We start from the raw sequence: 21,173 nt of genomic DNA, 5'->3' as shown, positions 1-21,173 counted from the left end.
TCGCCCTGATGCCGCTCCGGTTCAGGCGACGAGGCCTTCCTCGGCCTCGAGCAGTTCGTGGTACCGGTTGCGGATGGTGACCTCGGAGATGTCCGCGACCTCGGAGACGGCCGCCTGGGTCGTCTTCTCGTTGGTGAGAAGCGCCGCGGCGTAGACGGCGGCCGCCGCGAGCCCCACGGGCGACTTGCCCGAGTGGACGCCCTTCTCCTTGGCGTTCTTCAGCAGCTGTTTCGCGCGTCGCTCGGACTCGTCCGAGAGCTCCAGCGCGGAGGCGAACCGGGGGACGTACTGCTCCGGGTCGGCGGGTTTCACCTCGAGCTTCAGTTCGCGGACGACGTAGCGGTACGTCCGGGCGACCTCGTCCTTCTCGACGCGGGAGACCTCCGAGATCTCGTCGAGCGAGCGCGGAACGCCGGCCATCCGGGCGGCCGCGTACGTGCAGGAGGTGGCGACGCCCTCGATGGAGCGACCGGGCAGCAGGTCCTCCTCGAGCGCGCGGCGGTAGATGACTGAGGCGGTCTCGCGGACGCTCTTCGGGAGGCCGAGCGCGCTGGCCATGCGGTCGATCTCGCCGAGCGCCTGCTTCAGGTTCCGCTCCTTCGAGTCCCGCGTCCGGAACCGCTCGTTCCACTTCCGGAGCCGTCGCATCTTCTGGCGCTGGCGGGAACCGAGCGACCGGCCGTACGCGTCCTGGTCGCGCCAGTCGATGTTCGTCGAGAGCCCCTTGTCGTGCATCGTGTTCGTCGTCGGGGCGCCGACGCGGCTCTTCTTGTCCTTCTCGGCGGCGTCGAACGCGCGCCACTCGGGCCCGCGGTCGACGGAGTCCTCCTCGATGACGAGACCGCACTCCTCGCAGACCGTCTCGCCGTGCTCCTCGTCCTGGATGACGTTGCCGTCGCACTCGGGGCACGATAGCGTCTCGTCGGTCGTCTCCCGTTCGGCGGTCTCCTGTTCGGTTGGCTGTCGTCGGGCGTGTGCTTTCTCACTCATTCGTTAGCGAATGCTCCCCGGATGGCCTCTGAAAAATGCCCCGGGCTAATTCTGTATACAATAGACGGGCGAAGGACTTTTAAATCAAACGGTATCGGCCGGACGCTCGACCGCGCCGTCTCCGTGTTTGGTATCAACGAACGTGAGGTTTTTGAACCGGTAACGTTACCCTCAGGTATGTGCGCGCGGCGGACCCGCGTCGTTTCGCTCGCCCCGAGCGCGACCGCCGCGTTGCGGGCGATGGACGCCGCGGGGACGCTCGTCGGCGTGACGGCCCACTGCGAGTACGATGACGCCCCGGTGGTGGGCGGCTGGCTGAACGTCGATACGGACGCGCTCGTCGAGCGGGATCCGGACGTCGTCCTGACGAGCGACGCCCTCCAGCGGGAGCTCCGCGACGACCTGCGGGACCGCGGACTCGACGTCCACCACCGCGAACCGGCGACGCTCCCGGACGTGTTCGACTCGATCGCGGCCGTCGGCGAGGCGGTCGGCAGGCCGGACGAGGGGGCGCGACTCGCGGAGCGGTGTCGGGCACGCGTCGAGCGCGTTCGCGAGGCGGTGGCCGGCCGCGACCGGCCGGTCGTCTACTGCGAGGAGTGGTCCGACCCGCCGATGGCCGCGGGCAACTGGGTGCCCGACGCGGTCCGGGCCGCCGGCGGCCGCTACCCGTTCGTCGACCCCGGGGACAGATCGCGGGAGGTCGACCCCGGCGAGGTGCCGGCCGCCGACCCGGACCACGCCGTCCTCCACGTCTGCGGGCACGGCGAACGGTCGGACCCCGGGGTTCTCGACGAGCGAGGGTGGAACCTCGACGCCGCGGTCCACGTCCTCGACGACTCCCTCCTCAACCAGCCGAGTCCCCGCCTCGTGGACGGCGTCGAGGCGCTGGCCCGGCGGCTGCACGGCGTCGATCCGGGCTGACGACGGCTACTGGACCCGACGCCGCCGGGGCGGAACGGTCGTGGCTACCGCGAGCCCCGCCGCTCCGGAACCCGCCCGGAATCGCAACATCGACGTACCCCGACCCGAACCACGAACCCGATGAGAGTCGGCGTCGGGTCGGGGAACCCCGTCAAGGTGGAGGCGACGAGGCGCGCGCTGTCGGGCGGAACCGACGAGTTCGGGGCGGACGCGGCCGTCGAGCCGTGTCCGGTCCCGTCGGGCGTCCCCGAACAGCCCTCGGGGCACGGGGAGACGCGACGGGGGGCCGAGAACCGCGCGGAGGCGACCCTCGCCGAGGGGTACGACCTCGGCGTCGGCATCGAGGGCGGCGTCGCCGGCGGAGCGGACGGCGGCCTCGCGCTCGTCATGTGGGCGGTCGTGACCGACGGGGACCGTCGCGGCCACGGCGCCGGGCCGAGCCTCGCGCTCCCCGCAGACGTCGCCGCCCGCGTCCGGGACGGCGAGGAGCTCGGCCCGGTGATGGACGACGTGCTCGGCGAGGAGAACGTCGCCGAACGACGGGGCGCCGCGGGGGCGCTCACGGGCGGGCGGGTCGACCGGACCGACGCCCTGCGCACCGCCGTCGCCGGCGCGCTCGGGCCGTTCGTCAGCCCGCTCTACTGACCCCGACCGGTTTCACACTTGTCGCCCGTGAATAAATTAACGAACAGTTATTGTTTCCCGCTATCACGATGCGACCGACGATGACGCGTGTTCTCAAGACGTCCGGGTTCCTCGGACTGGCGACGATGATGACCGTCGGACTGTATCAGAACTTCCTGCTTGCCTCCGGGCAGGCTGCCCCGCCGTGGATGGTCGGCGGACACGCCCACCTGGGCGTGCTCTCCATCCTCGCCGTCGTGCTCGGGTTCGCCGTTCCGGCGCTCGGCGTCGTCGGGCGGTTGCGGGCGGCCGTCTCCGGGCTGTTCGTCGTCGGGCAGTGGTTCCTGCCGCTGACCATCTGGATCGGCGAGGGCGCCGGCGTGACCGCCCTCATGCCGACGGCGTTCCTCTGGGGGCTGTGTCTCGTCGTCAGCATGCTGCTGATGGCGTACGTCTCCGCCGTCGGCGGGGCGGACGGGAGCGGACACGCCGCCGGCGCCATGCCGCTCGCGGACGACTGAGCGGCATCGGCGCTGACGACCGAGCGGCATCGGACCGCTCCGGCAGGTCGGGGCGGACGCCGGTCAGTCGTCGGTCGGCTCGACGTCGACGTCCGAGTCCGGGTCGGGGTCCACGTCCTCGGTCTCGTCGACAGCGGCCGTGAGCGAGACGTTCAGCCCCAGCATCGAGCCGACGCCGCCAACGATCGTGACCGCGTTCTTGACCGCGTGGTCGAGCACGCTCGCCGCGAAGGCGACCGGCGCGGCCACGCCGCCGAGCGCGACCACGAACGCCGTGAACGCCGCCTCGTACAGCCCGATGCCGCCGGGCGAGAGCGGGAGTACCTTCGCGAGGTTCCCGACCGAGACGGCGAAAAAGCCCACCGCGACCAGCTGAACCGTGCTCATCGACCCGACGGCCTCGGGGAACGCCGCGAGCACGAGCAGCGCGGTGACGACGTCCAGCGTCCAGATGATCACCGACTCCGAGCCGACCCGCAGGAACGACCCCCGCCGGCCCGCGACCGTCTGGACGCCTGCGACGAACTCCTCGACGACGCCGGCCACGTAGTCGACGTACGAGTCCGAGGAGAACCGCCCGACGACCGCCCGGACGTGGTTCCGCTCGGTCCTGGCGGACGCGACGATGACGAGCAGCCCCGCCGCGGCGGCCAGGCCGACGCCCGCGGCGACGCGGACGGCCGTCTGGATCGCGCCGGCGGTCACCACGTCACCCGAGACGTTCCCCGAGACCGCGGCAGCGAGGTCGCCAGTGCTCCCCGTGGCGAGCAGGCCCGCGAGCACCGCGCCGGCCATCACCGTGATGGTGAGCAGGTCGAACACGCGCTCGGCGGCCAGCGAGGCGAACCCCGTCGGGTACGGGATCCCCCGCCGGGCCTTCACGACGTACGCCCGGACGGCGTCGCCCGCCCGCGCCGGGAACACGAGGTTCCCCGTCTGGCTGATGAACACCGCGCCGGTCAGGAACCCGAGCTTCTCGCGGTAGCCCAGCTCCGAGAGGATGTCCCGGTACCTGAGCCCGCGGAGCGGCCACGAGAGCGCGTACACGACCGCCGCGGCGGCGACGAGTCCGGCGTCCGCCCCCCGGAACGCGTCGAACACCTGCCGGGGGTCGAGATACAGCGTCATCAGCGCGAGCGCGACGACCGTGAGCAGGGCGCCCGCACCGACCGTCCGGCGGCGGGTGATCCGCGGGGTCACCGAGAGCTGCCACCAGAGCCGGAGGATCTGGCTCCCCATGCCGAACACGTCACGCACGAGGTCGACCTTCGAGTCGCCCTTCGGCTCCCAGTCGACGGGGAACTCCGCGACCCGGAGCCCTTCCCGCTGGGCCCGCACGAGCAGTTCCGTGTCCCAGAACCAGTGTTCGTCCTCGACGTCGTCCTTCAGGCGGTCGAACGCCCCCCGCGAGAGCGCCTTGAACCCGCACTGGTGGTCGCGCAGGTCCGACCGGAGCACCGTCCGCACGAGCAGGTTGAACCCCCGCGAGGGGATGCCGCGCTCGGGCGGTCGGTCCGCCGTCCGACCGGGCATCCACCGCGAGCCGGTCGCGACGTCGGCCTCGCCGGAGCGAACCGTCTCGACGAGCTCCTCGAGGTGGCGCATGTCCGTGGCGAGGTCGGTGTCGAAGTAGACGAGCGCGTCGCCCGCCGCCCGCTCGAAGGCGAACTCGAGTGCACCCCCCCGCCCCAGCCGCCGGTCGCTGTGGATGTGGCGGACGCGGCCGTCCTCGGCGGCCAGCCGATCGGCGATCTCCGGGGTCCGATCCGAACAGCCGTCCTCGGCGACGATCACCTCGAAGGCGTTAGACGGGAGGAACGCCTCGAGCGTCCGGACGGTCGTGTGGACGGTCTCCTCGATGGTCCCCTCCTCGTTGTAGGCGGGGAGGACGACGCTCACCTCGACGGAGCTCGAGTCGACCGGAGGGGACGAATCGCCCGTACCTGCATGGTCACCGCCGGAGCGGCTCATTACAGGGATTACCCTTCGACCGGCTAAGAACCTTCTGACGGGGGATCGGAGTAAGGCGACGCCATCCGAGGCGCCCGAGCGGGTAAGGTGACGTTTGACGACCGTACCGGGGTCGCCGCTCGCGGGTCTCGCCTCGGGGTCGACAGGGGACGAAACCACGAGAGGGCGCCGTGTTAAGCCGACGTACCAAATCCACTATAGCCGTCCGCGACCACGGTAGTGGTATGAGCGCGACCGGTACGAACGGCGCGACGGCGTCCCCGGCGGCGACCGACCTGACCGAAAAGCAGCTCCGGATCCTCGGCTACCTCCGCGAACACGCGTCCACGCAGACGTACTTCAAGTCGCGGCTCATCGCCGAGGACCTCGGGATGAGCGCGAAGGAGGTCGGGGCGAACATGCCCGCGATCTGCGAGGGCGGGTTCGACCTCGACGTGGAGAAGTGGGGGTACAGCTCCGGGACGACGTGGATGGTCACGGCGTAAATCGGGCGGTCGGCGTCCCCGGAACGGGACCGGCACGTCGATCCCCCCCTACCGGCCGCCCCGCTCGTCCGACTGTTCCTCCGCGTCCGGTTTCTCCGTCCGGTTCAGCCGTCGTAGCTGATGTACCGGGCCGCATCGTCGGCGAAGGCGGCCGCGTCGGGACCGAAGGAGTCCGCGTACCGCACCAGCAGCGCGATGACCGTCTCCGGGTCAGCGACCGCGTAGCCGTCCGAGCGGTCGAGCAGGCCGGCCGCCTCCAGTTCGCCGGCGTAGTTCGACACCGTCGCCCGGGAGACGTCGAGCGTCCGGGCCACGTCGGCGCCGGTGGTCGACGGGTCGCGGAGGAGTTCGACGAGCATCCCCCGCGGCGTGGTCCGCCGGAGGTAGCCGAGCGCGACCATCTCGAACGTCGAGAAGCGCTCCGCGGGGAAGTAGCGACGGTAGTCGCCGTCCTTGATGGAGGTCACCTCCCCCTCGGACTCGAGCCTGCGGAGGTGGTGCTGGGTCTCGCCGGTGCCGAGCTGGAGGTCGTCGCGGAGCTTCGAGAAGTGCGCGCCGGGCGTCGTCGCGAGGTAGCCGCGGATGGCGTCCCGGACCGCCGAGGTGTCCTCCTCGGCGGCGGTCGGCGCGCTCGCCACCAGCGGGGTCGCCGCCCCGAGGGCGGCGAAGCGGCGGAGCGTGGCCCGCTTGTCCGGGTCGACCTCGCGTGTCACGGAACTACGTAGTGACGGTGACCGCAAAAGCGTGTCGTCGCCGCGGCGGCGTGGTCAGTAGCCGGTCGCGACCGGTCCAAACGGGTCGCTACTCGGTCTCCGCCTCCGCGTCCGTCTCCACGTCCTCGCCGTCGGCGCCCGAGATGATCTCGTCGGCGGACTTGATGTCCCCGGAGATGTCGCCGGACTTCACGGCCTCGGCCTCCTGTTCGAGCGCCTCGGTGTCCATCTCGGCGGCCTCGTCGATCTGTCCGAGGATCTCCTCGATGTCGTCGAGCCCCAGCATCTCGCGGGTCTCCTCGTCGAACTCCATCGAGTCGAGCCCCTCGTTCTCCTGTATGTCCGAGCCGGTCAGCTGTTTGCCGTAGCGGCCGACGAGCGAGGTGAGCTCCTGCGGGAGCACGAACGTCGTGGACTCGCCCTGGCCGATGTCGACGAGCGCCTCCATCCCCTTGTCGATGATGGCGCGCTCGCCCATCGACTCGGCCGATTTGGCCCGCAGCACGGTCGAGATGGCGTCGCCCTGCGCCTCGAGGATCTGGCTCTGCTTTTCGCCCTGCGCGCGGATGATGTTCGACTGCTTTTCACCCTCGGCTGACTCGACGGCGGAGCGCCGCTCCCCCTGCGCCTCCAGGATCATGGCGCGGCGGCGGCGCTCGGCGGAGGTCTGCTGCTCCATCGCCTGCTGGACGTCCTTCGAGGGGTTGACCTCGCGGACCTCCACGCTCTCGACGCGGATCCCCCACTCGTCGGTGGGCTCGTCGAGCTCCTTCCGGATGCGCGCGTTGATCTCCTGGCGCTTGTTCAGCGTGTCGTCCAGTTCCATGTCGCCGAGCACCGCGCGGAGGGTCGTCTGGGCGAGGTTGGAGACGGCGGTCTTGTAGTCCTCGACCTCGAGGAACGCCTTCTTGGCGTCCATCACCTTGATGTAGACGACCGCGTCCGCGGTCACCGGCGAGTTGTCCCGGGTGATCGCCTCCTGACGGGGGACGTCCAGCGTCTGGGTCCGCATGTCGAAGGTGTACGTCCGCGAGACGAACGGCGGGACGACGTTGATGCCCGGTTCGAGCAGCTTTCGGTACTCGCCGAACACGGTGAGGGCCTGTTTCTCGTACGCGTCGACGATGACGATGGCCGAGTACACCGCCGCGACGACGACGAGCAGGAACAACAGCCCGACGACCGTGACGGTCAGCCCGGCGAACTGTAGTGGGAGCGGGGCCATGTGGGGGCCTTCTTCGCACGGGGCTTAAACGTTCGGCCCGGCCATCCCCGCTCGGTCACGCGTTCGGCCGTTGGGTTCGGGTTACTCTCGTTCGGCTCGGGTTACTCCCCCGTCGGTTCGCGTCACTCCCGCTCGGTCTCGCGTTCCCGGTCGGCGCCCGCGTCGGCCGGCGACCGGTCGTCCTCCTCGACCTCGGCGCCGTTCCGCTCGCGGGCCCGCGCCAGTTCGCGGTCGATGTCGTCGGGACCGGCCTCGAGCGACTCGACGGTGACCACGTTGCCGCCGCCGGGGTCGACGACCATCACCTCGGTCCCCTCGTCGATCTCGCCGCTCACCGAGCGCGCCGAGTAGTAGGGGTTGAAGCCGCCGCCGTCGAGTTTGATCTCCCCGGCGGTCGGCGACACCCGTTCGGTCACGCGGCCAGTCGACCCGCGTAACGACGCCGAATCGGACGTCTGTTGCTGGCCCTTGCCGCCGTAGACGTCGAGTTCGCGGTAGCCGTAGAAGGCGACGGCGCCGAACAGCATGACGAGCAGGCCGAGCACGAACGGACTCGCGAGCGGCGCCGCGAGCGGACCGAGGAGGAGGCCGACCAGCCCCGCGGCCAGCAGGGCGATCCCGACGACGATGAGGTGCGCGCCGGGCGCGAGCGCCTCCATGATGGAGATGATCAGCCCGGATGCGACCAGCAGCAGCGGAAGCGTCTCCGGGCCGAGCAGGTCCGTCTGCAGTGGCATAACCGGGTGTTGGGCGGGGGGAACTAAAGCGTGGCCGAGAGGACGACGAGCAGCGTCCCGAAGGCGCCGACGGCGACGAACAGTGCGTTCTCCAGTTCGACCGACTCGGGTTCGACGGGTTCCGCCTCCGGCTGGACGATGCCGTTCTCGTCGACTTCGTCGAGTTCGAAGCGCCACTCGCCGTCGGGGTCGTCTTCCATGATCACCGGTTCGTGACGGAACGATAAAGGGATGGCGGGGTCGGCGGGGAGCCTACCGCCTCCTGGCGGGCGAGATGATGTCGCCCTCGTAGACGACGCCGCGCTCGGCGTCGAGCGTCACCGTCGTGCCGTCGGTCACCTCCGGCGGGAGGGGCGCACCCGACACCATCGGGATCCCGTGCTCGCGGGCCACGAGGGCCGGGTAACCGGTCATCCCCGGCCGGGCGTCGACGATGCCGGCGAGCTTCCCCGTGTCGCCGGTGAACTCGTCGCCGAAGTCCGCCGGGAGGTGCGCGAGCGCCCCCTCCGGCACCTCCGAGAGGTCGCCGTCGCGGACCCGGTGGACGGGGCCGGCGACCAGCCCGCTCACGACGGTTCGGCCCGCCGCGACCGTCTCGGCGGCGACGTGGAGCTTCAGCGTGTTCGTCGTGTCCGTCCCCTCCATCTCGGTCATCATCCCCGAGAGCACGACGAGCGTGTCGCCCGACTCCGCGACGTCCGCCTCCAGGGCCGCCGACACCGCCGAGTCCATGACCGAGTCCATCCCAGGAGAGTAGTCGGCGTACATCGGCTGGACGCCCCACGAGAGCGCAAGCTGACGGCGGACCCGGTCGCTGGGGGTCGCCGCGACGACGGGGACGCCGGGCCGGAACTTCGCGGCCTTCCGGGCGGTGTAGCCCGACTCCGAGGCGGCCACGACGCTCGCGGCGTCGGTGTCGCGGGCGAGATAGCGGGCCGACCGCGCGAGCGCCTCGGTCCGGGAGTCCTCGTCCGCCACGGGGACGCGCTCCTCGACCGTCTCGTCGTACTCGCCGCTCGTCTCGACCTGCCGGACGATGCGGTCCATCGTCTCGACGACCCGAACGGGGTGGTCGCCGATCGCGGTCTCCCCCGAGAGCATCACCGCGTCGGTGCCGTCGAGCACGGCGTTCGCCACGTCGGAGGCCTCCGCACGGGTGGGCCGGCGGGAGCGGACCATCGAGTCGAGCATCTCCGTGGCGGTGATGACGGGCGTGCCGGTGTTCACGCACCGGCGGATGATGCGCTTTTGGATCATCGGGACCTCCTCGAGCGGGCACTCGACGCCGAGGTCGCCGCGCGCGACCATCACGCCGTAGGACGCCTCGATGATGCCCTCGAGGTTCTCGACCGCCCCGGCCCGCTCGATCTTGGAGACGATGGGGACGTCGTTTCCGCCCCGCTCGTCCAGCGCGTCGCGGACGGCGTACACGTCCTCGGCGTCGCGGACGAACGAGGCGGCGACGAAGTCCACCTCCGCCTCCGCGGCGAGGTCGAGCTCCGCCTCGTCCCCCGCCGTGATGGTGTCCAGTCCGAGTTCCACGCCCGGCACGTTCACGCCCTTCCGGGAGCCGAGTCGCCCGCCGGAGTCGACCCGCGCGAGGACGGCGCCGTCGTCGGTCACGCGCTCGACGGTCGTCTCGATGCGTCCGTCGTCGAGGAGCACGGTGTCGCCGGCCTCGACCGCGGCGATGGAGTAGCTGATGCCGACCTCCTCGGGCGTCGCGTCGTCGCCCTCGACGAACCGGACCTCGGCGCCGGTCTCGAGGCGGATCGGCTCGTCGAGTTCGGCGGTGCGGACCTCGGGCCCCTGGAGGTCGAGCATCGCGGCGAGCGGGTCGGCGGTGGCGTCGTCGACCGCACGCACGGTGTCGATGAGTTCGCCCCGGTCCTCGGTGGTGCCGTGGCTGGCGTTCAGGCGCGCGACGGACATCCCGGCGTCCGAGAGCGCCCGGACCGTCTCCGGATCGTCGGAGGCCGGCCCGAGGGTGCAGACGATCTTGGCGCGGCGCATGCTCATGTTCCGACTGTATTGCCGGACGATTGATAAAGGTGCGACGATGGGAGTCGGGATCGAGTGAAATTCCGAACGACCGGGAGTCCCCGGCTACCCCCGAAAGCGGAACGGTTCACGGGTGGACGTGCGAACCGGCAGGTACGGGTTCCTCGTCGGGCGGTGATTTTTTAGTGAGCGAAGTTTCAAATCTAACCGTTGATATGTTTCGGAGGGACGTCCTCACGGGTGCGATCGTCGGATCGGCGGTCGGTATCGTGGCGGAACCGTGGATCGGCCCGTCCGGGTGGGCACTCGGCGGGGGAGTGGCGGGTGCGGTCGTTGGAGCCACGAGTTCCGATCTCGCGGGGGCGATACTGCACGGCGCGGAGGCGGGTGTCGTCGCCGCGCTCGTGTTCGCCGTCGTCTTCGGCCTCGGCGAAGGGGTACGTCCCGCGCTCGCCTCCGGAAATCCGGAACCGTTGGTGCAGGGCCTCGGACCGTTCTTCGCAGTCGCGATCGTCTACGGCATCGGCTGTTTCATCGCCGCGTCGCTCGCAGGGGGGATACTCTACAGTGTACGCGACTCGGGATAGTCGATCCACACCGCTCATCCCGAACCCGACCGAACCCGACGGAACACTCAGCCGTGAGACCTGTTCATCCCACCCACACGTACGGGCTACCACCGGTGACGTTCCGCCCGTGAAAGTCCTGCCCTCCGGATGGCCGGCCAGGCGTCGCAGTCGGACACGCTGGTCCCGAACCCGGGTGTCGCCCGGTCGTTCGCCGCGGGTAAGCAGGCCGCCCGTCGTCGCCGGAGACCGGACTACGTCCCCCCGGGAAGGCGGGCGAGCACCTCGTCGGCCGTGGCGACCTCGGCGAACTCCCCGGCGAGGTGGGCGAGCGCGGTCCGGTGGACCGTGTCGGCGTCGAACGTCTCCCCGTCGAGTCCACGTTCGTGCGTGGCGGTGGCGTCGGAGACGACCGTCGGCTCGAAGCCGAGGTTCTCCGCCATCCGGGTCGTCGTCGACACGCAGTGGTCGGTCGTGAGGCCGACGACGACGAGTTCCCCGTGGTCCCCCGCGCGGAGCTGCGCTTCCAGATCAGTCCCGACGAACGCCGAGTTGACCCGTTTGACGAACGTCGGTTCGTCGGCAGCGGGCGCGAGGTCGGGGTCGAACGCGAACCCCTCGCGGTCGCGGCGGAGCGGCGAGTCCGGCTCCGTCGAGTCGTGCCGGACGTGGAAGACGGGGCCGCCTCGCCCGCGCCACGCGTCGAGCAGTCGCCGGGCGTTCGCCTCGGCGCCGGGGTTGTTGCGCTCGCCCCATCCCGGGTCGTCGAAGCCTGCCTGGAAGTCGACGAGCAGGAGCGCCGGAAGTCGGGCGTCGTCGAGGTCCCCGTCGTCGTCGCCGGCGTCCGCGGGGGCGGTCACGGCCGACCTCCGTCCGTCGCCGCCCGCGGGTCGTCCATCGCGGTCACCTCGGGCGTCACCGTCAGCGGGCACTCGTCGGGGAACTGCGCCTCGTCGGCCGAGAAGAGGTACTGGCGCCACTCGCGGTCGCCCTCGACGCCCCAGTCGCCGAGGTCCGCGTGGGGGCAGACGCCGTCGTACTCGGCGAGACGGCCCTGGATGACCTCGCGGGCGCGACGGCCCGCCTCGGTGTCGTGGGTCAGCCCGTCGAACAGCGAGCGCGGCTGGAACGTTATCTCCAGGCCCACGGGGGAGTAGCGACTCGCACGGTCCTCGTAGAACGGCGCGCGGGAGGTGGGGAACATCGGCTCGCCGCCGAAGCAGAACTCCCAGCGCTCGTCGTCCGGGGTCGTCGGAACGTCCCCGGGCCACGGCTCCGGATCGTTGACGTGGAGAAACTGGAGGACGTGCCAGAGCGCCTCGTGCCAGTCGGCCTCCGTGAACGACCCCGCGGGCGGCGCGAAGAAGGCGACCAGCGGCGCGAGGTCGGCGTGGTCCCCGTAGACGTCGAGGTACTCGAGGAGGGCGTCCCGGAGGTCGAACAGCGCCGCCGGGTCGGTCAGCGACGGGACGGCGGAGAACAGCAGGTCGCCGCGCCGGGCGGCGTTCGTCCCGAAGTGACAGGGGAACGGCGACCCGTTTCGCTCGCCCGTCAGCCCGTCGGTGAAGCTCTCGAAGTGGCGACGAACCCACCCGGGTCCCTCACCGGCGGCGACGCGCTCGGTCATCGTCTCGTGGTCCAGCAGCGACCCGAACCCCGGTTCGTTCATACGCCCCGGTCCGGCCGGGCCACGTTGTGTCTTTCGTCCCGGCAATATAACTGACCGTACGTACGATCAACTCGCGACTTCCCAGGGGGATCGGGTAACACTACCGCACGTGGGGAGTTGATCACCCTTCGATCAACGGAAAAACCTCCGAGTAGACGCCTCGGCGGGCCGTCGGCGGACGACGCACGGGACGGCCGGAGCGGCGGTACGACAGGTATTTGCACGGTGGAAACTTATATATATGAGACGGTCGGCTGCGCCGCCGTCACATCACCATCACCGCCCGAGGAGGGCACTCACATGAACGACCCATCGAAATACCTCATCCACGCGCGGATCACGGCCGACGGCGTCGTCGAACGCAGCGACGTCGTGGGCGCGGTCTTCGGCCAGACAGAGGGCCTGCTCGGCGACGAGCTGGACCTCCGGGACCTCCAGCAGTCCTCGAAGGTCGGCCGCATCGACGTCCACGTCGGCTCGGAGAACGGGCAGAGCTTCGGTCAGATAACCATCTCGTCGAGCCTCGACAAGGTCGAGACCTCCATCCTCGCGGCGAGCCTCGAGTCGATCACCCGCGTCGGCCCCTGCGAGGCCCGCGTCGAGGTCACCGACATCGAGGACATGCGCGCCGCCAAGCGCCGCGAGGTCGTCGAGCGGGCGAAGGAACTGCTCGCGGACTCGTTCGACGACTCCGTCATGGACTCGACGGAGATCTTAGAGGAGGTCCGGGAGGCCCAGCGCGTCGAGCGCATCGACGAGTTCGAGGGGCTGCCGGCCGGCCCGCGGGTCGGCTCCTCGGACGCGGTCGTCGTCGTCGAGGGGCGCGCCGACGTGCTCACGCTCCTGAAGTACGGCGTGAAGAACGCCGTCGCCGTCGAGGGGACGAACGTCCCCGACGCGGTGGCGAACCTCTCGGCCGAGCGCACGGTCACGACGTTCCTCGACGGCGACCGTGGCGGCGAACTCATCCTCCGCGAACTGGCGCAGGTCGGGAACGTGGACCACGTCGCGTTCGCCCCCGAGGGCCGGTCCGTCGAGGACCTCGCTCGCCACGAGGTGATGGCGGCGCTCCGCGAGAAGGTGCCGTTCGACTCGATCGAACTGGACGACCCCGTAGAGGGACGATCGGGGTCCCGCGCGTCGCCCGACCCCGGGGCGACGACCGGGCCGGACGCCGACGCCGGGTCTGTCGCCGCGACCGACGGGAGCGCCCGCCCGGCGCCGGAGACGGACGGCGAGCCGTCGGGCCCGGGGACCCCCGAAACGCCCGAGGCCCCCCCTCAGCCGGCCGACGACGCGGAACCCGACGACGAGGCCGTAGACGAAGCCGGGTTAGATGACGAATCCGCCGACGAGACCGTAGACGAAGCCGGGTTAGACGACGAATCCGCCGACGAGACCGAGTTCGACGGCGCACGGATCGGGGCGGCGCGATCGGATCCGGAGGCGTCCGACGACACGGGAGAGGGGGGCGACCGGACGGACGCGGCCCCGGCGACGCTCCGCGATCACGCGGCCGAACTCATCGCGGCCGGCACGAACCACGCGCGCCTGCTCGACGGGGACCTCGCCGTCCTCGCCGAGGTCCCCGCGGCCGACGCCTTCGACGCCGTCTCGAGCGCCGAGGAACGGCCGTTCGCGCTCGTCGTCGACGGCGAACTCTCCCAGCGGGTGCTCGACGTCGCCGCCCAGCGCGGCGTCCAGCACGTCGTCGCGGAGACCGAGGGCGAGTTCGTGAAGCGTCCGACCGCCGTGCGGGTGCTCACCGCCGACGCGCTCGGCGTGTAGTTCGGCGAGGTTCGCCGCCCCGTTCTGCCGTCCGTGCTACTCCAGGAGCGACTCGCCCGTCATCGCCGCCGGCTTCCGCACGCCGACGAGTTCCAGCAGCGTCGGCGCGATGTCGGGGAGCGACCCTCCGGTGCGGACCCGGCGGCCGCCGTCGGTGCCGTCGGGGTCGACGAAGACGAACGGAACCGGCGCGAACGTGTGGGCCGTGTGGGGCTCCTCGGGCGTCCCCATGTCGTCGGCGTTGCCGTGGTCGGCCGTGACGAGCAGGGCGCCGCCCGCCCCCCGGACCGCCGCCGCCAGCCTCCCGAGTTCGCGGTCGACCGTTTCGACGGCCTCGACCGCGGCCTCGAAGTCGCCCGTGTGGCCGACCATGTCCGGGTTCGCGTAGTTGAGCACGAGCACGTCCGGGTCGTCGCTCCCGATCACGTCGACGGCCGTGTCGGTCACCTCGACGGCGCTCATCTCCGGTCGCAGGTCGTAGGTCGGCACGTCCGGCGACTCGACGATCTCCCGGCGCTCGCCCGGGAACTCCACCTCGCGGCCGCCGTTGAGGAAGTAGGTGACGTGGGGGTACTTCTCCGACTCGGCGACGCGGAACTGCGTGAGCCCCGCCTCCGAGAGCACCTCCCCGAGCGTGTCCTCCGGCTGTTCCGGTTCGAACGCGACCGGGAGTCCGAACGTCGCGTCGTACTCGGTCATGGTTGCGACCCGCACGTCCGGCGGGTCCGTCCGAATGCCCGCCGCCTCCCACTCGGGCGGGCCGACGTCCGCGAGCATCCGGACGAGCTGGCGCGCGCGGTCCGCGCGGAAGTTGAAGAACACGACGGCGTCGCCGTCGGCGAGCGCTGGGCCCCCGCTCACCAGCGTCGGCTCGACGAACTCGTCGGTGTCGCCCCGCTCGTAGCTCGCCTCGGCCGCCTCGACCGCCGAGTCGGCCTCGTGGTCGGCCTCGCGGTTCACGATGGCGTCGTAGGCGCGGGCCGTCCGCTCCCAGTTCCGGTCACGGTCCATCGCGTAGTAGCGGCCCGTCACCGTCGCGACGTCGCCGGTCCCGCGTTCGGCGACGACCCGCTCCAGGTCCGCGAGGAAGCCGGCGCCGGACTTCGGCGCCGTGTCGCGACCGTCGGTGAAGGCGTGGGTCACCGCGTCGAGTCCGCGGTCCGCGGCCGCCGCGATCAGCGCGTGGAGGTGCTCCTGGTCCGAGTGGACGCCCCCGTCGCTGACGAGCCCCGCGAGGTGGACGCGACCGCCGTGCTCCCCGGCGTAGTCGAACGCGCCGGAGATCGCGTCGTTCGTCGCCAGTTCGCCGGCCGCGATGGCGTCGTTGATGCGGGTGTACTCCTGGTGGACCGTTCGCCCGGCGCCGATGGCGACGTGGCCGACCTCGCTGTTTCCCATCTGGTCGTTCGGCAGGCCGACCGACCGCCCGTAGGCGGTCAGCGTCCCGAACGCCCCCGTCTCGCGTAGCCGGTCGAACGTGGGGGTGTCGGCGGTCCTGACGGCGTCGAGCCGGTCGTGGTCGCCGAGCCCCCACCCGTCGAGAACGACGAGCGCGGCTCTCATACCGTATTCGTCCGCTCGGCGCCGTATGACTTCGTCGGTTCGGACGGTCGACGCCGTCCCGTCGGCTCGAACGAGCGACGCCACCCCGTCGGCCCGCCGGTTCGACGGACCTATGGGTCGGGGGGTCGAGACGCTCGACAGAGAGGGGGAGACGAGCGTGGAACTCACACGCCGACGGCTGCTGGCCGGCGGTGCGGTCGGCGCCGCGGCGATCGGGGCGGGAGCGCGGGCGACGAGCACGGGTACCGGTTCCGGGTCGGCACCGCCGGCCGACCGGATGGACGAGGAGACGCAACGGCGCTACGCCGAGCGGTTCGCGCCCGCGCTCCACTTCGGGGCCGGCGAGGCGTGGTTCCCGACCGACCCACGGGAGTACGAGTCGACGAGCGACGGCGCCCCCGTCGTCGACGGGTTCGACGCGTTCGACGGCTACTCGCGCGACCTGACCGAAACCGGCGCGCCGCCCGCGCCGACCGTGTTCTACCGGGGGCTCGCCTACGAGGGGACCGACCTCGGGGTCGTCCAGTTCTGGATGTACTCCGCGTTCGACCAGTTCTCGGTCAACTTCCACTGGCACGACTGGGAGCTGTTGCAGGTGTTCGTCGACCTGGAGACGGGGTCGCCGTCGCTGTTCGTCGCCAGTTCCCACTCGCGCTCGGTCCCCAACAACGAGTTCCTCGACCCCGAGACGGAGCGGCCGGCGGTCATCTCGGAGGTCGGGAGCCACTCAAGCGCGCTCGGGGTGAACGAGCGACGCGACTCCTTCCAGCGGTTCCCGCTGGACGGCGGCATCGCCGACATCACCAACAGCGTCCTCGACCTCGTGGACGTCCCGGCCGCCTACGGTCTGCCGCGCGACGAGGGCCTCAGGCTGCCGTACGTCGTGCCCGAACTCGACGGCACCCCCGTCTACGACCTCCCGGAGCTCCCGAACGTCACCCGCGAGCACCTCGTCCCGTCGGAGCTGACGGTGCGCGGGTTCGACGAGTACGAGAGCCCGCCCGACGGCCTCCCGGGCCGCGAGACCGGCCTCGAGTTCCGCTTCGAGGGCGACCCGGACGCGGACGAGGCCGACCACGCGTACGCGCTGGAGCGCATGGAGGAGGTGACCCACCTCGCGGCGTTCGCCGGGCCGCAGTTGAGCTTCGAGTTCGCCGTCCCCGGCTTCGCCGAGGACGCGCTCGCGGCTCACCTCACGACCGTCGAACTCCCGTGGGAGCAGGAGCGCTTCTCGAACCCCATCGCGGACGTGACCGACCCGCTCCACCGGGCGGAGCTCTCCGACCGCTACGACCTGGACGTCACCGGCCCCCTCGGCGGCGTCGTCGCCGTGCTCAGGGAGGCGACCGAGTCCGACGACGCGCCGGGCGACAACGGCGTCGAGACCGAGGAGGCGCGCGTCGAGGGGGTGGCGCTGCTTCAGTCCGAGCCGACGGCGGTGCCGACCTGGAACGGCGTCGCCGCGTTCCGCGACGTCCCGGAGGGGGACCACCGCCTGACGGTGAACGCTCCCGGGAGCGCGCCGTACGCGGAGGAGATCGACCACCGGGACGACGGGACGCCGACCGCGGCCGGCGAGGAGGGCGAGGTCGTCCTGCCGGCGAACCGGAACGCCGTGAAACTGCGCGTGGCGGCGAGCGCGGACGGGCCGACGGCCGATTCGGTCGCCGTCGAGGACGACTTCGCGGGTCCCGTGTTCGCCGGCCGACCGCCGCGGGACGGGGACGGCTCGTTCGGCGTGTACGTCCACCGCGCCGGCGCGTACACCGCCGAAGTCACCGACGAGGCGGGGGAGGTCGGCGCGTTCCGCGTCAACCCCGACCCGGAGCAGACCACCGCGACCGTCCCCGAACTCCGCACGGGGAAGGCGTCGCTGTCGAGCTTTCTCGACTCGCTACTCTCGGAGACGTTCGCACAGACGGACGCCGTCGCGCGAGGCGGCATCGGCGCCATCGACGAGGCGTCGCCCGCGGACGATACCGTCGAGCGGGGAGCCGATGCGGCGGCAGACGCCGCGGGTTCGGTGCTCGACGGGACCGAGGGAGATGGAGGGACCGACCTGGACGGCGGGACCGAGGAGGGCGAGGACGACGACCCGGACGCCGTGACGACGGAACCGCCGGCACGCACCCCGACCGAGACGCCGGACGACGGAGCCGGAACCGGCGGCGGGGGCGGTGCCGGGCTGAACGGTCTCCTTCGGGCGCTCGACGCGGCGACGAAACAGGCGAACCGGGCGGCGTCGGCGGCGGAGAACGGCAACGACGAGTCCGCCGACCGCCGGCTTCGCGGGCTCCGACGGCGGCTCGACGCCATCACGGATGCGATCGAGAAACGGACTGACGACGTCCCCGACGAGCTCGCGTCGCTCGTGGAACGACGGGTGGCGCAGGCGGAACGCCGCGTCGAACAGGCGCTCGACGCCTCGTCGTAGCGCCCGTCCGGATACGGACGCTCGGAGTCGACTGGGAGGTCGACTGTCACATCGAAACGACGCCCCGGTCGAAGGGCACTCGTTAAGTGTGCGCCCTCGTACCATCAGGTATGACCGAGACGGATCTGGAAGACCTCAAGCGCGGGACCGACCTCGTGAAGCGGGGGTTCGCGCGGATGCAGAAGGGCGGCGTCATCATGGACGTGGTGGAGCCGGAACAGGCGCGCATCGCGGAGGACGCGGGCGCGGTCGCGGTCATGTCGCTGGAGGCGGTTCCGGCGGACATCCGCAAGCGGGGCGGCGTCGCGAGGATGGCCGACCCCGGCCTCCTCGAGGAGATCATCGACGAGGTGTCCATTCCGGTGATGGGCAAGTGTCGCATCGGCCACACCGCCGAGGCGCAGATCCTCGAGGCGACCGGCGCCGACATGCTCGACGAGTCCGAGGTGCTCACCACGGCCGACGAGCGCTACCACATCGACAAGCGCGAGTTCACCGCGCCGTTCGTCTGCGGCGCCCGGAACCTCGGCGAGGCGCTCCGGCGCATCGACGAGGGCGCCGCGATGATCCGCACCAAGGGCGAGGCCGGCACCGGCGACGTGAACCAGGCCGTGACCCACCAGCGGTCGATCCAGCGATCCATCCGACAGCTCTCCGGGATGGCGTTCGAGGAACGCGACGAGTGGGCCCGGAAGAACGAGGCGCCCCGCGAGCTGGTCCACGAGACCGCCGAGATGGGCAGACTGCCGGTCGTCAACTTCGCGGCGGGCGGCATCGCGACGCCCGCGGACGCCGCGCTGATGATGCAGCTCGGCTGTGACGGCATCTTCGTCGGGTCTGGCATCTTCGGCGCCGAGGACCCCGAGAAGATGGGCTCGGCGGTCGTTCGCGCGGTCAACAACTACGACGACCCCGAGACGCTGAAGGAGATCGCGAAGGGGATCGGACGGGGCATGAAGGGCCAGGCGAACGAGACGATGCCCGAGGAGGAGAAGCTCCAGGGCCGCGGCGTCTAGGGCGCGCGATCGCGAACCACCTCCCGACCGCTGCCGAACCCTTTTGACCGATGACGGGGCCATCTCCCCCGTGACCTGACGAGTCGCCGCCGGGCGGTCCGCGGTCGCGCGGCACGCCGCCCGGCGGAGGTCGACGCCGCCTGCCAGCCAGATTCATCCGTCAGCACGGCCTACCCCAGACGATGAGCGACGTGGACGACGAAGCTGACGGCTCCACGGGCGGGTCCGCGGACGACGCCGTCGAGGACCCGCTCGCGGACCTGGACGCGTCCGAGCACCCCGTCCTCCTGTTCGACGGGGTGTGCAACCTCTGTAACGGGATCGTGCGGTTCGTCGTGCGGTTCGACGACGCCGGAACGTTCCGGTTCGCGCCGCTCCAGTCCGCGGTGGGTCGGGCGTTGCTGGAGCGACACGGCATCGACGCCGGGGAGTTCGACTCCTTCGTGCTCGTGGAGGGGGACGAGGCGTACGAGAAGTCGACGGCGGCACTCCGCGTCGCCCGGGGGCTCGACGGGCCGTGGCCGCTGTTCCGGCCGCTCCTGTTCCTCCCCGAGCGACTGCGCGACGCCACCTACGACCTCGTCGCGGCCAATCGCTATCGGGTGTTCGGCCGGACCGACGAGTGCCAGCTTCCGCCGCCTGAACTCCGCGAACGCTTCGCGGAACGGGCGCTCGAGGGGCTCGACGGGTCCGGGTAGCTACAGGAGCGTCGCCCCGCGGCCGACGCGCGTCTGGTAGGCGCGCGCGCCGACGCCGGCGTCGGCGAACGCTTCGACCATCGCGCCGGCGACCGCCCGGCACTTCTCCGGGTGACAGACCGCGAGCAGCGACGGCCCCGCGCCGCTCACGGTGACGCCGGTGGCGCCCGCCTCGAACGCGATCTCGCGAACCGACTCGTAGCCGGTGATCAGGTCGGCGCGCGCCGGCGTCACGACCGGGTCGTCCATCCCGGCGCCGACGAGCGTCGGGTCCGACCGGCACATCCCGGCCGTGAGCGCCGCGGCGTTCCCGACCGTCTCGACGTGGTCGTCCATCGAGATCGAGTCGGGCACCACCCTGCGAGCGTCTCGCGTCGAGACTGCTACCTCCGGGAGACACGCCACGAGCGGGACGTCCGCGTCGATACGGGTCACCTCGTCGCCGCGGACGACGGTGAAGCCTCCGAGCAGCGACGGTGCCACGTTGTCGGCGTGGGCGTCCCCGGAGACGACGGCCTCCCCCTTCGCGGCGACGGGGACCAGCCCCTCGCGTGAGTATCCGCGTTCGTACAGTTCGTTCAGCGCGACGGCGGCCGCGGCGGCGGACGACGCGGACGAACCCAGCCCCGACGCGGGGCGAACGCCCTTGTCGATGCTGATGTGGGCCGGGGCGTCGAGCGCCTCCGCGACCGCACCGACCGTGTTCCCCTCCGGGTCCTCCGGGATGTACTGAGCGCCCGCGCCCGTGACGTCGATCGACGTCTCGTCCGCGCGCTCGACGGTGACGACGTCGGCGGGACGTTCGAGCGCGACGCCGAACGTGTCGAACCCGCTCCCCAGGTTCGCGCTGGTTGCCGGTGCGCGGGCGGTGACCATGGCGAAGCGATGTGAGAGCGCGGGGAAAAGGGTTCGCGTTCGACCGAACGGTACCGCTAGTCGCGGGCCGTGACGTACAGGAGCGGGCCGACGACGACGAGCACGATCCCGAGGAACAGGTAGTGGACGGGGACGAGCGACTGCGGCGTCAGCATGAACACGACGCCGAACAGGATCGTGTTGAGCGCGAGCACCTTCCGCGAGAGCGGCAGCGTCGCCACCGTCGTGAGAACGAACCCGAGCAGGAGCGCCTGCCCAACGTTGTAATCGAGCAGAAAACTGTCGATGACCTGTAGCGGCAGCATTCTTACCACGACGTGGCTTCGGGGCCCGCATTAACGTTCCGTTCTTTCGGCACCGTTCCGGCCGTAT

The 21,173-nt window shown here is 71.1% G+C and carries 21 protein-coding genes; 9 read left to right on the top strand and 12 right to left on the bottom strand.

The genetic code is table 11. The features are described 5' to 3' along the window. Positions 1-21: 21 nt before the first annotated feature. Positions 22-990, bottom strand: a complete 969-nt coding sequence (locus tag HUG12_RS16480; protein WP_179269825.1) for a transcription initiation factor IIB — start codon at positions 988-990, stop codon at positions 22-24. A gap of 177 nt (positions 991-1,167) precedes the next feature. Here HUG12_RS16480 and HUG12_RS16475 point away from each other — a divergent pair, with 177 nt between their 5' ends. The 3 genes from HUG12_RS16475 to HUG12_RS16465 all read left to right on the top strand — a co-directional run bounded on the left by HUG12_RS16475 (position 1,168) and on the right by HUG12_RS16465 (position 3,059). Beyond that, positions 1,168-1,914, top strand: coding sequence for a cobalamin-binding protein (locus HUG12_RS16475; RefSeq protein WP_179269824.1), 747 nt, complete (start codon positions 1,168-1,170; stop codon positions 1,912-1,914). A gap of 120 nt (positions 1,915-2,034) precedes the next feature. Continuing rightward, entirely contained in the window at positions 2,035-2,559 is a 525-nt protein-coding gene (gene yjjX / locus HUG12_RS16470) for an inosine/xanthosine triphosphatase (RefSeq protein WP_179269823.1), read from the top strand. An 80-nt stretch (positions 2,560-2,639) separates the two neighbouring features. After that, positions 2,640-3,059, top strand: a complete 420-nt coding sequence (locus tag HUG12_RS16465) for a hypothetical protein (protein WP_246308072.1) — start codon at positions 2,640-2,642, stop codon at positions 3,057-3,059. 63 nt (positions 3,060-3,122) lie between these two features. Here HUG12_RS16465 and HUG12_RS16460 read toward each other — a convergent pair whose 3' ends face one another. After that, complete coding sequence (locus HUG12_RS16460) at positions 3,123-5,030, bottom strand: flippase-like domain-containing protein (RefSeq protein WP_179269822.1); 1,908 nt, start codon at positions 5,028-5,030, stop codon at positions 3,123-3,125. Between the two features lie 224 nt (positions 5,031-5,254). On the opposite strand from HUG12_RS16460, the gene HUG12_RS16455 reads away from it, so the two are divergent. Further along, the gene (locus HUG12_RS16455) at positions 5,255-5,515 is read left to right on the top strand and encodes a DUF7123 family protein (RefSeq protein WP_179269821.1); all 261 of its coding nucleotides are present in this window, start codon (positions 5,255-5,257) and stop codon (positions 5,513-5,515) included. A gap of 104 nt (positions 5,516-5,619) precedes the next feature. Here HUG12_RS16455 and HUG12_RS16450 read toward each other — a convergent pair whose 3' ends face one another. The 5 genes from HUG12_RS16450 to pyk all read right to left on the bottom strand — a co-directional run bounded on the left by HUG12_RS16450 (position 5,620) and on the right by pyk (position 10,203). After that, a complete protein-coding gene (locus HUG12_RS16450) occupies positions 5,620-6,228 on the bottom strand; it encodes a winged helix-turn-helix transcriptional regulator (protein WP_179269820.1) in 609 nt (202 codons plus the stop codon). Between the two features lie 88 nt (positions 6,229-6,316). Beyond that, positions 6,317-7,453, bottom strand: a complete 1,137-nt coding sequence (locus HUG12_RS16445; protein WP_179269819.1) for an SPFH domain-containing protein — start codon at positions 7,451-7,453, stop codon at positions 6,317-6,319. A gap of 122 nt (positions 7,454-7,575) precedes the next feature. Next, positions 7,576-8,190, bottom strand: a complete 615-nt coding sequence (locus HUG12_RS16440; protein ID WP_179269818.1) for an NfeD family protein — start codon at positions 8,188-8,190, stop codon at positions 7,576-7,578. Positions 8,191-8,213: 23 nt separating this feature from the next. Further along, positions 8,214-8,390 (bottom strand): DUF7312 domain-containing protein, encoded by a 177-nt coding sequence (locus HUG12_RS16435; RefSeq protein ID WP_179269817.1) that lies wholly within the window; start codon positions 8,388-8,390, stop codon positions 8,214-8,216. A gap of 52 nt (positions 8,391-8,442) precedes the next feature. Beyond that, a complete protein-coding gene (pyk, locus tag HUG12_RS16430) occupies positions 8,443-10,203 on the bottom strand; it encodes a pyruvate kinase (RefSeq protein WP_179270671.1) in 1,761 nt (586 codons plus the stop codon). Between the two features lie 203 nt (positions 10,204-10,406). On the opposite strand from pyk, the gene HUG12_RS16425 reads away from it, so the two are divergent. After that, positions 10,407-10,778, top strand: a complete 372-nt coding sequence (locus tag HUG12_RS16425) for a hypothetical protein (RefSeq protein ID WP_179269816.1) — start codon at positions 10,407-10,409, stop codon at positions 10,776-10,778. 233 nt (positions 10,779-11,011) lie between these two features. On the opposite strand, the gene HUG12_RS16420 is transcribed toward HUG12_RS16425, so the two are convergent. Both HUG12_RS16420 and HUG12_RS16415 read right to left on the bottom strand, forming a co-directional pair. Then, positions 11,012-11,617 carry a cysteine hydrolase family protein gene (locus HUG12_RS16420; RefSeq protein WP_179269815.1) on the bottom strand — a complete coding sequence of 202 codons (606 nt, stop codon included), beginning with the start codon at positions 11,615-11,617 and terminating at the stop codon, positions 11,012-11,014. Beyond that, positions 11,614-12,426: a YqcI/YcgG family protein gene (locus HUG12_RS16415; RefSeq protein ID WP_179269814.1), complete on the bottom strand. Its 813-nt coding sequence runs from the start codon at positions 12,424-12,426 to the stop codon at positions 11,614-11,616. Before HUG12_RS16415 ends, HUG12_RS16420 begins: the two co-directional genes overlap by 4 nt. Positions 12,427-12,726: 300 nt before the next feature. On the opposite strand from HUG12_RS16415, the gene dnaG reads away from it, so the two are divergent. Next, the gene (dnaG, locus tag HUG12_RS16410; protein ID WP_179269813.1) at positions 12,727-14,214 is read left to right on the top strand and encodes a DNA primase DnaG; all 1,488 of its coding nucleotides are present in this window, start codon (positions 12,727-12,729) and stop codon (positions 14,212-14,214) included. Positions 14,215-14,250: 36 nt separating this feature from the next. Here dnaG and gpmI read toward each other — a convergent pair whose 3' ends face one another. Beyond that, positions 14,251-15,777, bottom strand: coding sequence for a 2,3-bisphosphoglycerate-independent phosphoglycerate mutase (gpmI, locus tag HUG12_RS16405; protein WP_179269812.1), 1,527 nt, complete (start codon positions 15,775-15,777; stop codon positions 14,251-14,253). Between the two features lie 25 nt (positions 15,778-15,802). Here gpmI and HUG12_RS16400 point away from each other — a divergent pair, with 25 nt between their 5' ends. The 3 genes from HUG12_RS16400 (at position 15,803) to HUG12_RS16390 (ending at position 19,925) form a co-directional block, all read left to right on the top strand. Continuing rightward, positions 15,803-18,211 (top strand): hypothetical protein, encoded by a 2,409-nt coding sequence (locus HUG12_RS16400; RefSeq protein WP_246308071.1) that lies wholly within the window; start codon positions 15,803-15,805, stop codon positions 18,209-18,211. Positions 18,212-18,321: 110 nt separating this feature from the next. Beyond that, positions 18,322-19,227, top strand: coding sequence for a pyridoxal 5'-phosphate synthase lyase subunit PdxS (gene pdxS, locus HUG12_RS16395; protein ID WP_179269811.1), 906 nt, complete (start codon positions 18,322-18,324; stop codon positions 19,225-19,227). Positions 19,228-19,409: 182 nt separating this feature from the next. Then, positions 19,410-19,925, top strand: a complete 516-nt coding sequence (locus HUG12_RS16390) for a thiol-disulfide oxidoreductase DCC family protein (protein WP_179269810.1) — start codon at positions 19,410-19,412, stop codon at positions 19,923-19,925. Here the strand turns inward: HUG12_RS16390 and HUG12_RS16385 are convergent, their stop codons facing one another. Together HUG12_RS16385 and HUG12_RS16380 are read right to left on the bottom strand one after the other, a co-directional pair. Continuing rightward, positions 19,926-20,801: a homoserine kinase gene (locus HUG12_RS16385; protein ID WP_179269809.1), complete on the bottom strand. Its 876-nt coding sequence runs from the start codon at positions 20,799-20,801 to the stop codon at positions 19,926-19,928. A 56-nt stretch (positions 20,802-20,857) separates the two neighbouring features. Then, positions 20,858-21,106, bottom strand: coding sequence for a hypothetical protein (locus HUG12_RS16380; protein WP_179269808.1), 249 nt, complete (start codon positions 21,104-21,106; stop codon positions 20,858-20,860). Positions 21,107-21,173: the final 67 nt, after the last annotated feature.

The sequence above is a fragment of the Halorarum salinum genome, from assembly GCF_013402875.1.
Classification (GTDB): domain Archaea; phylum Halobacteriota; class Halobacteria; order Halobacteriales; family Haloferacaceae; genus Halorarum; species Halorarum salinum.
The sequence above is the reverse complement of the archived record's forward strand: the minus strand, read 5'-3'. Positions and strand labels throughout refer to the sequence as shown.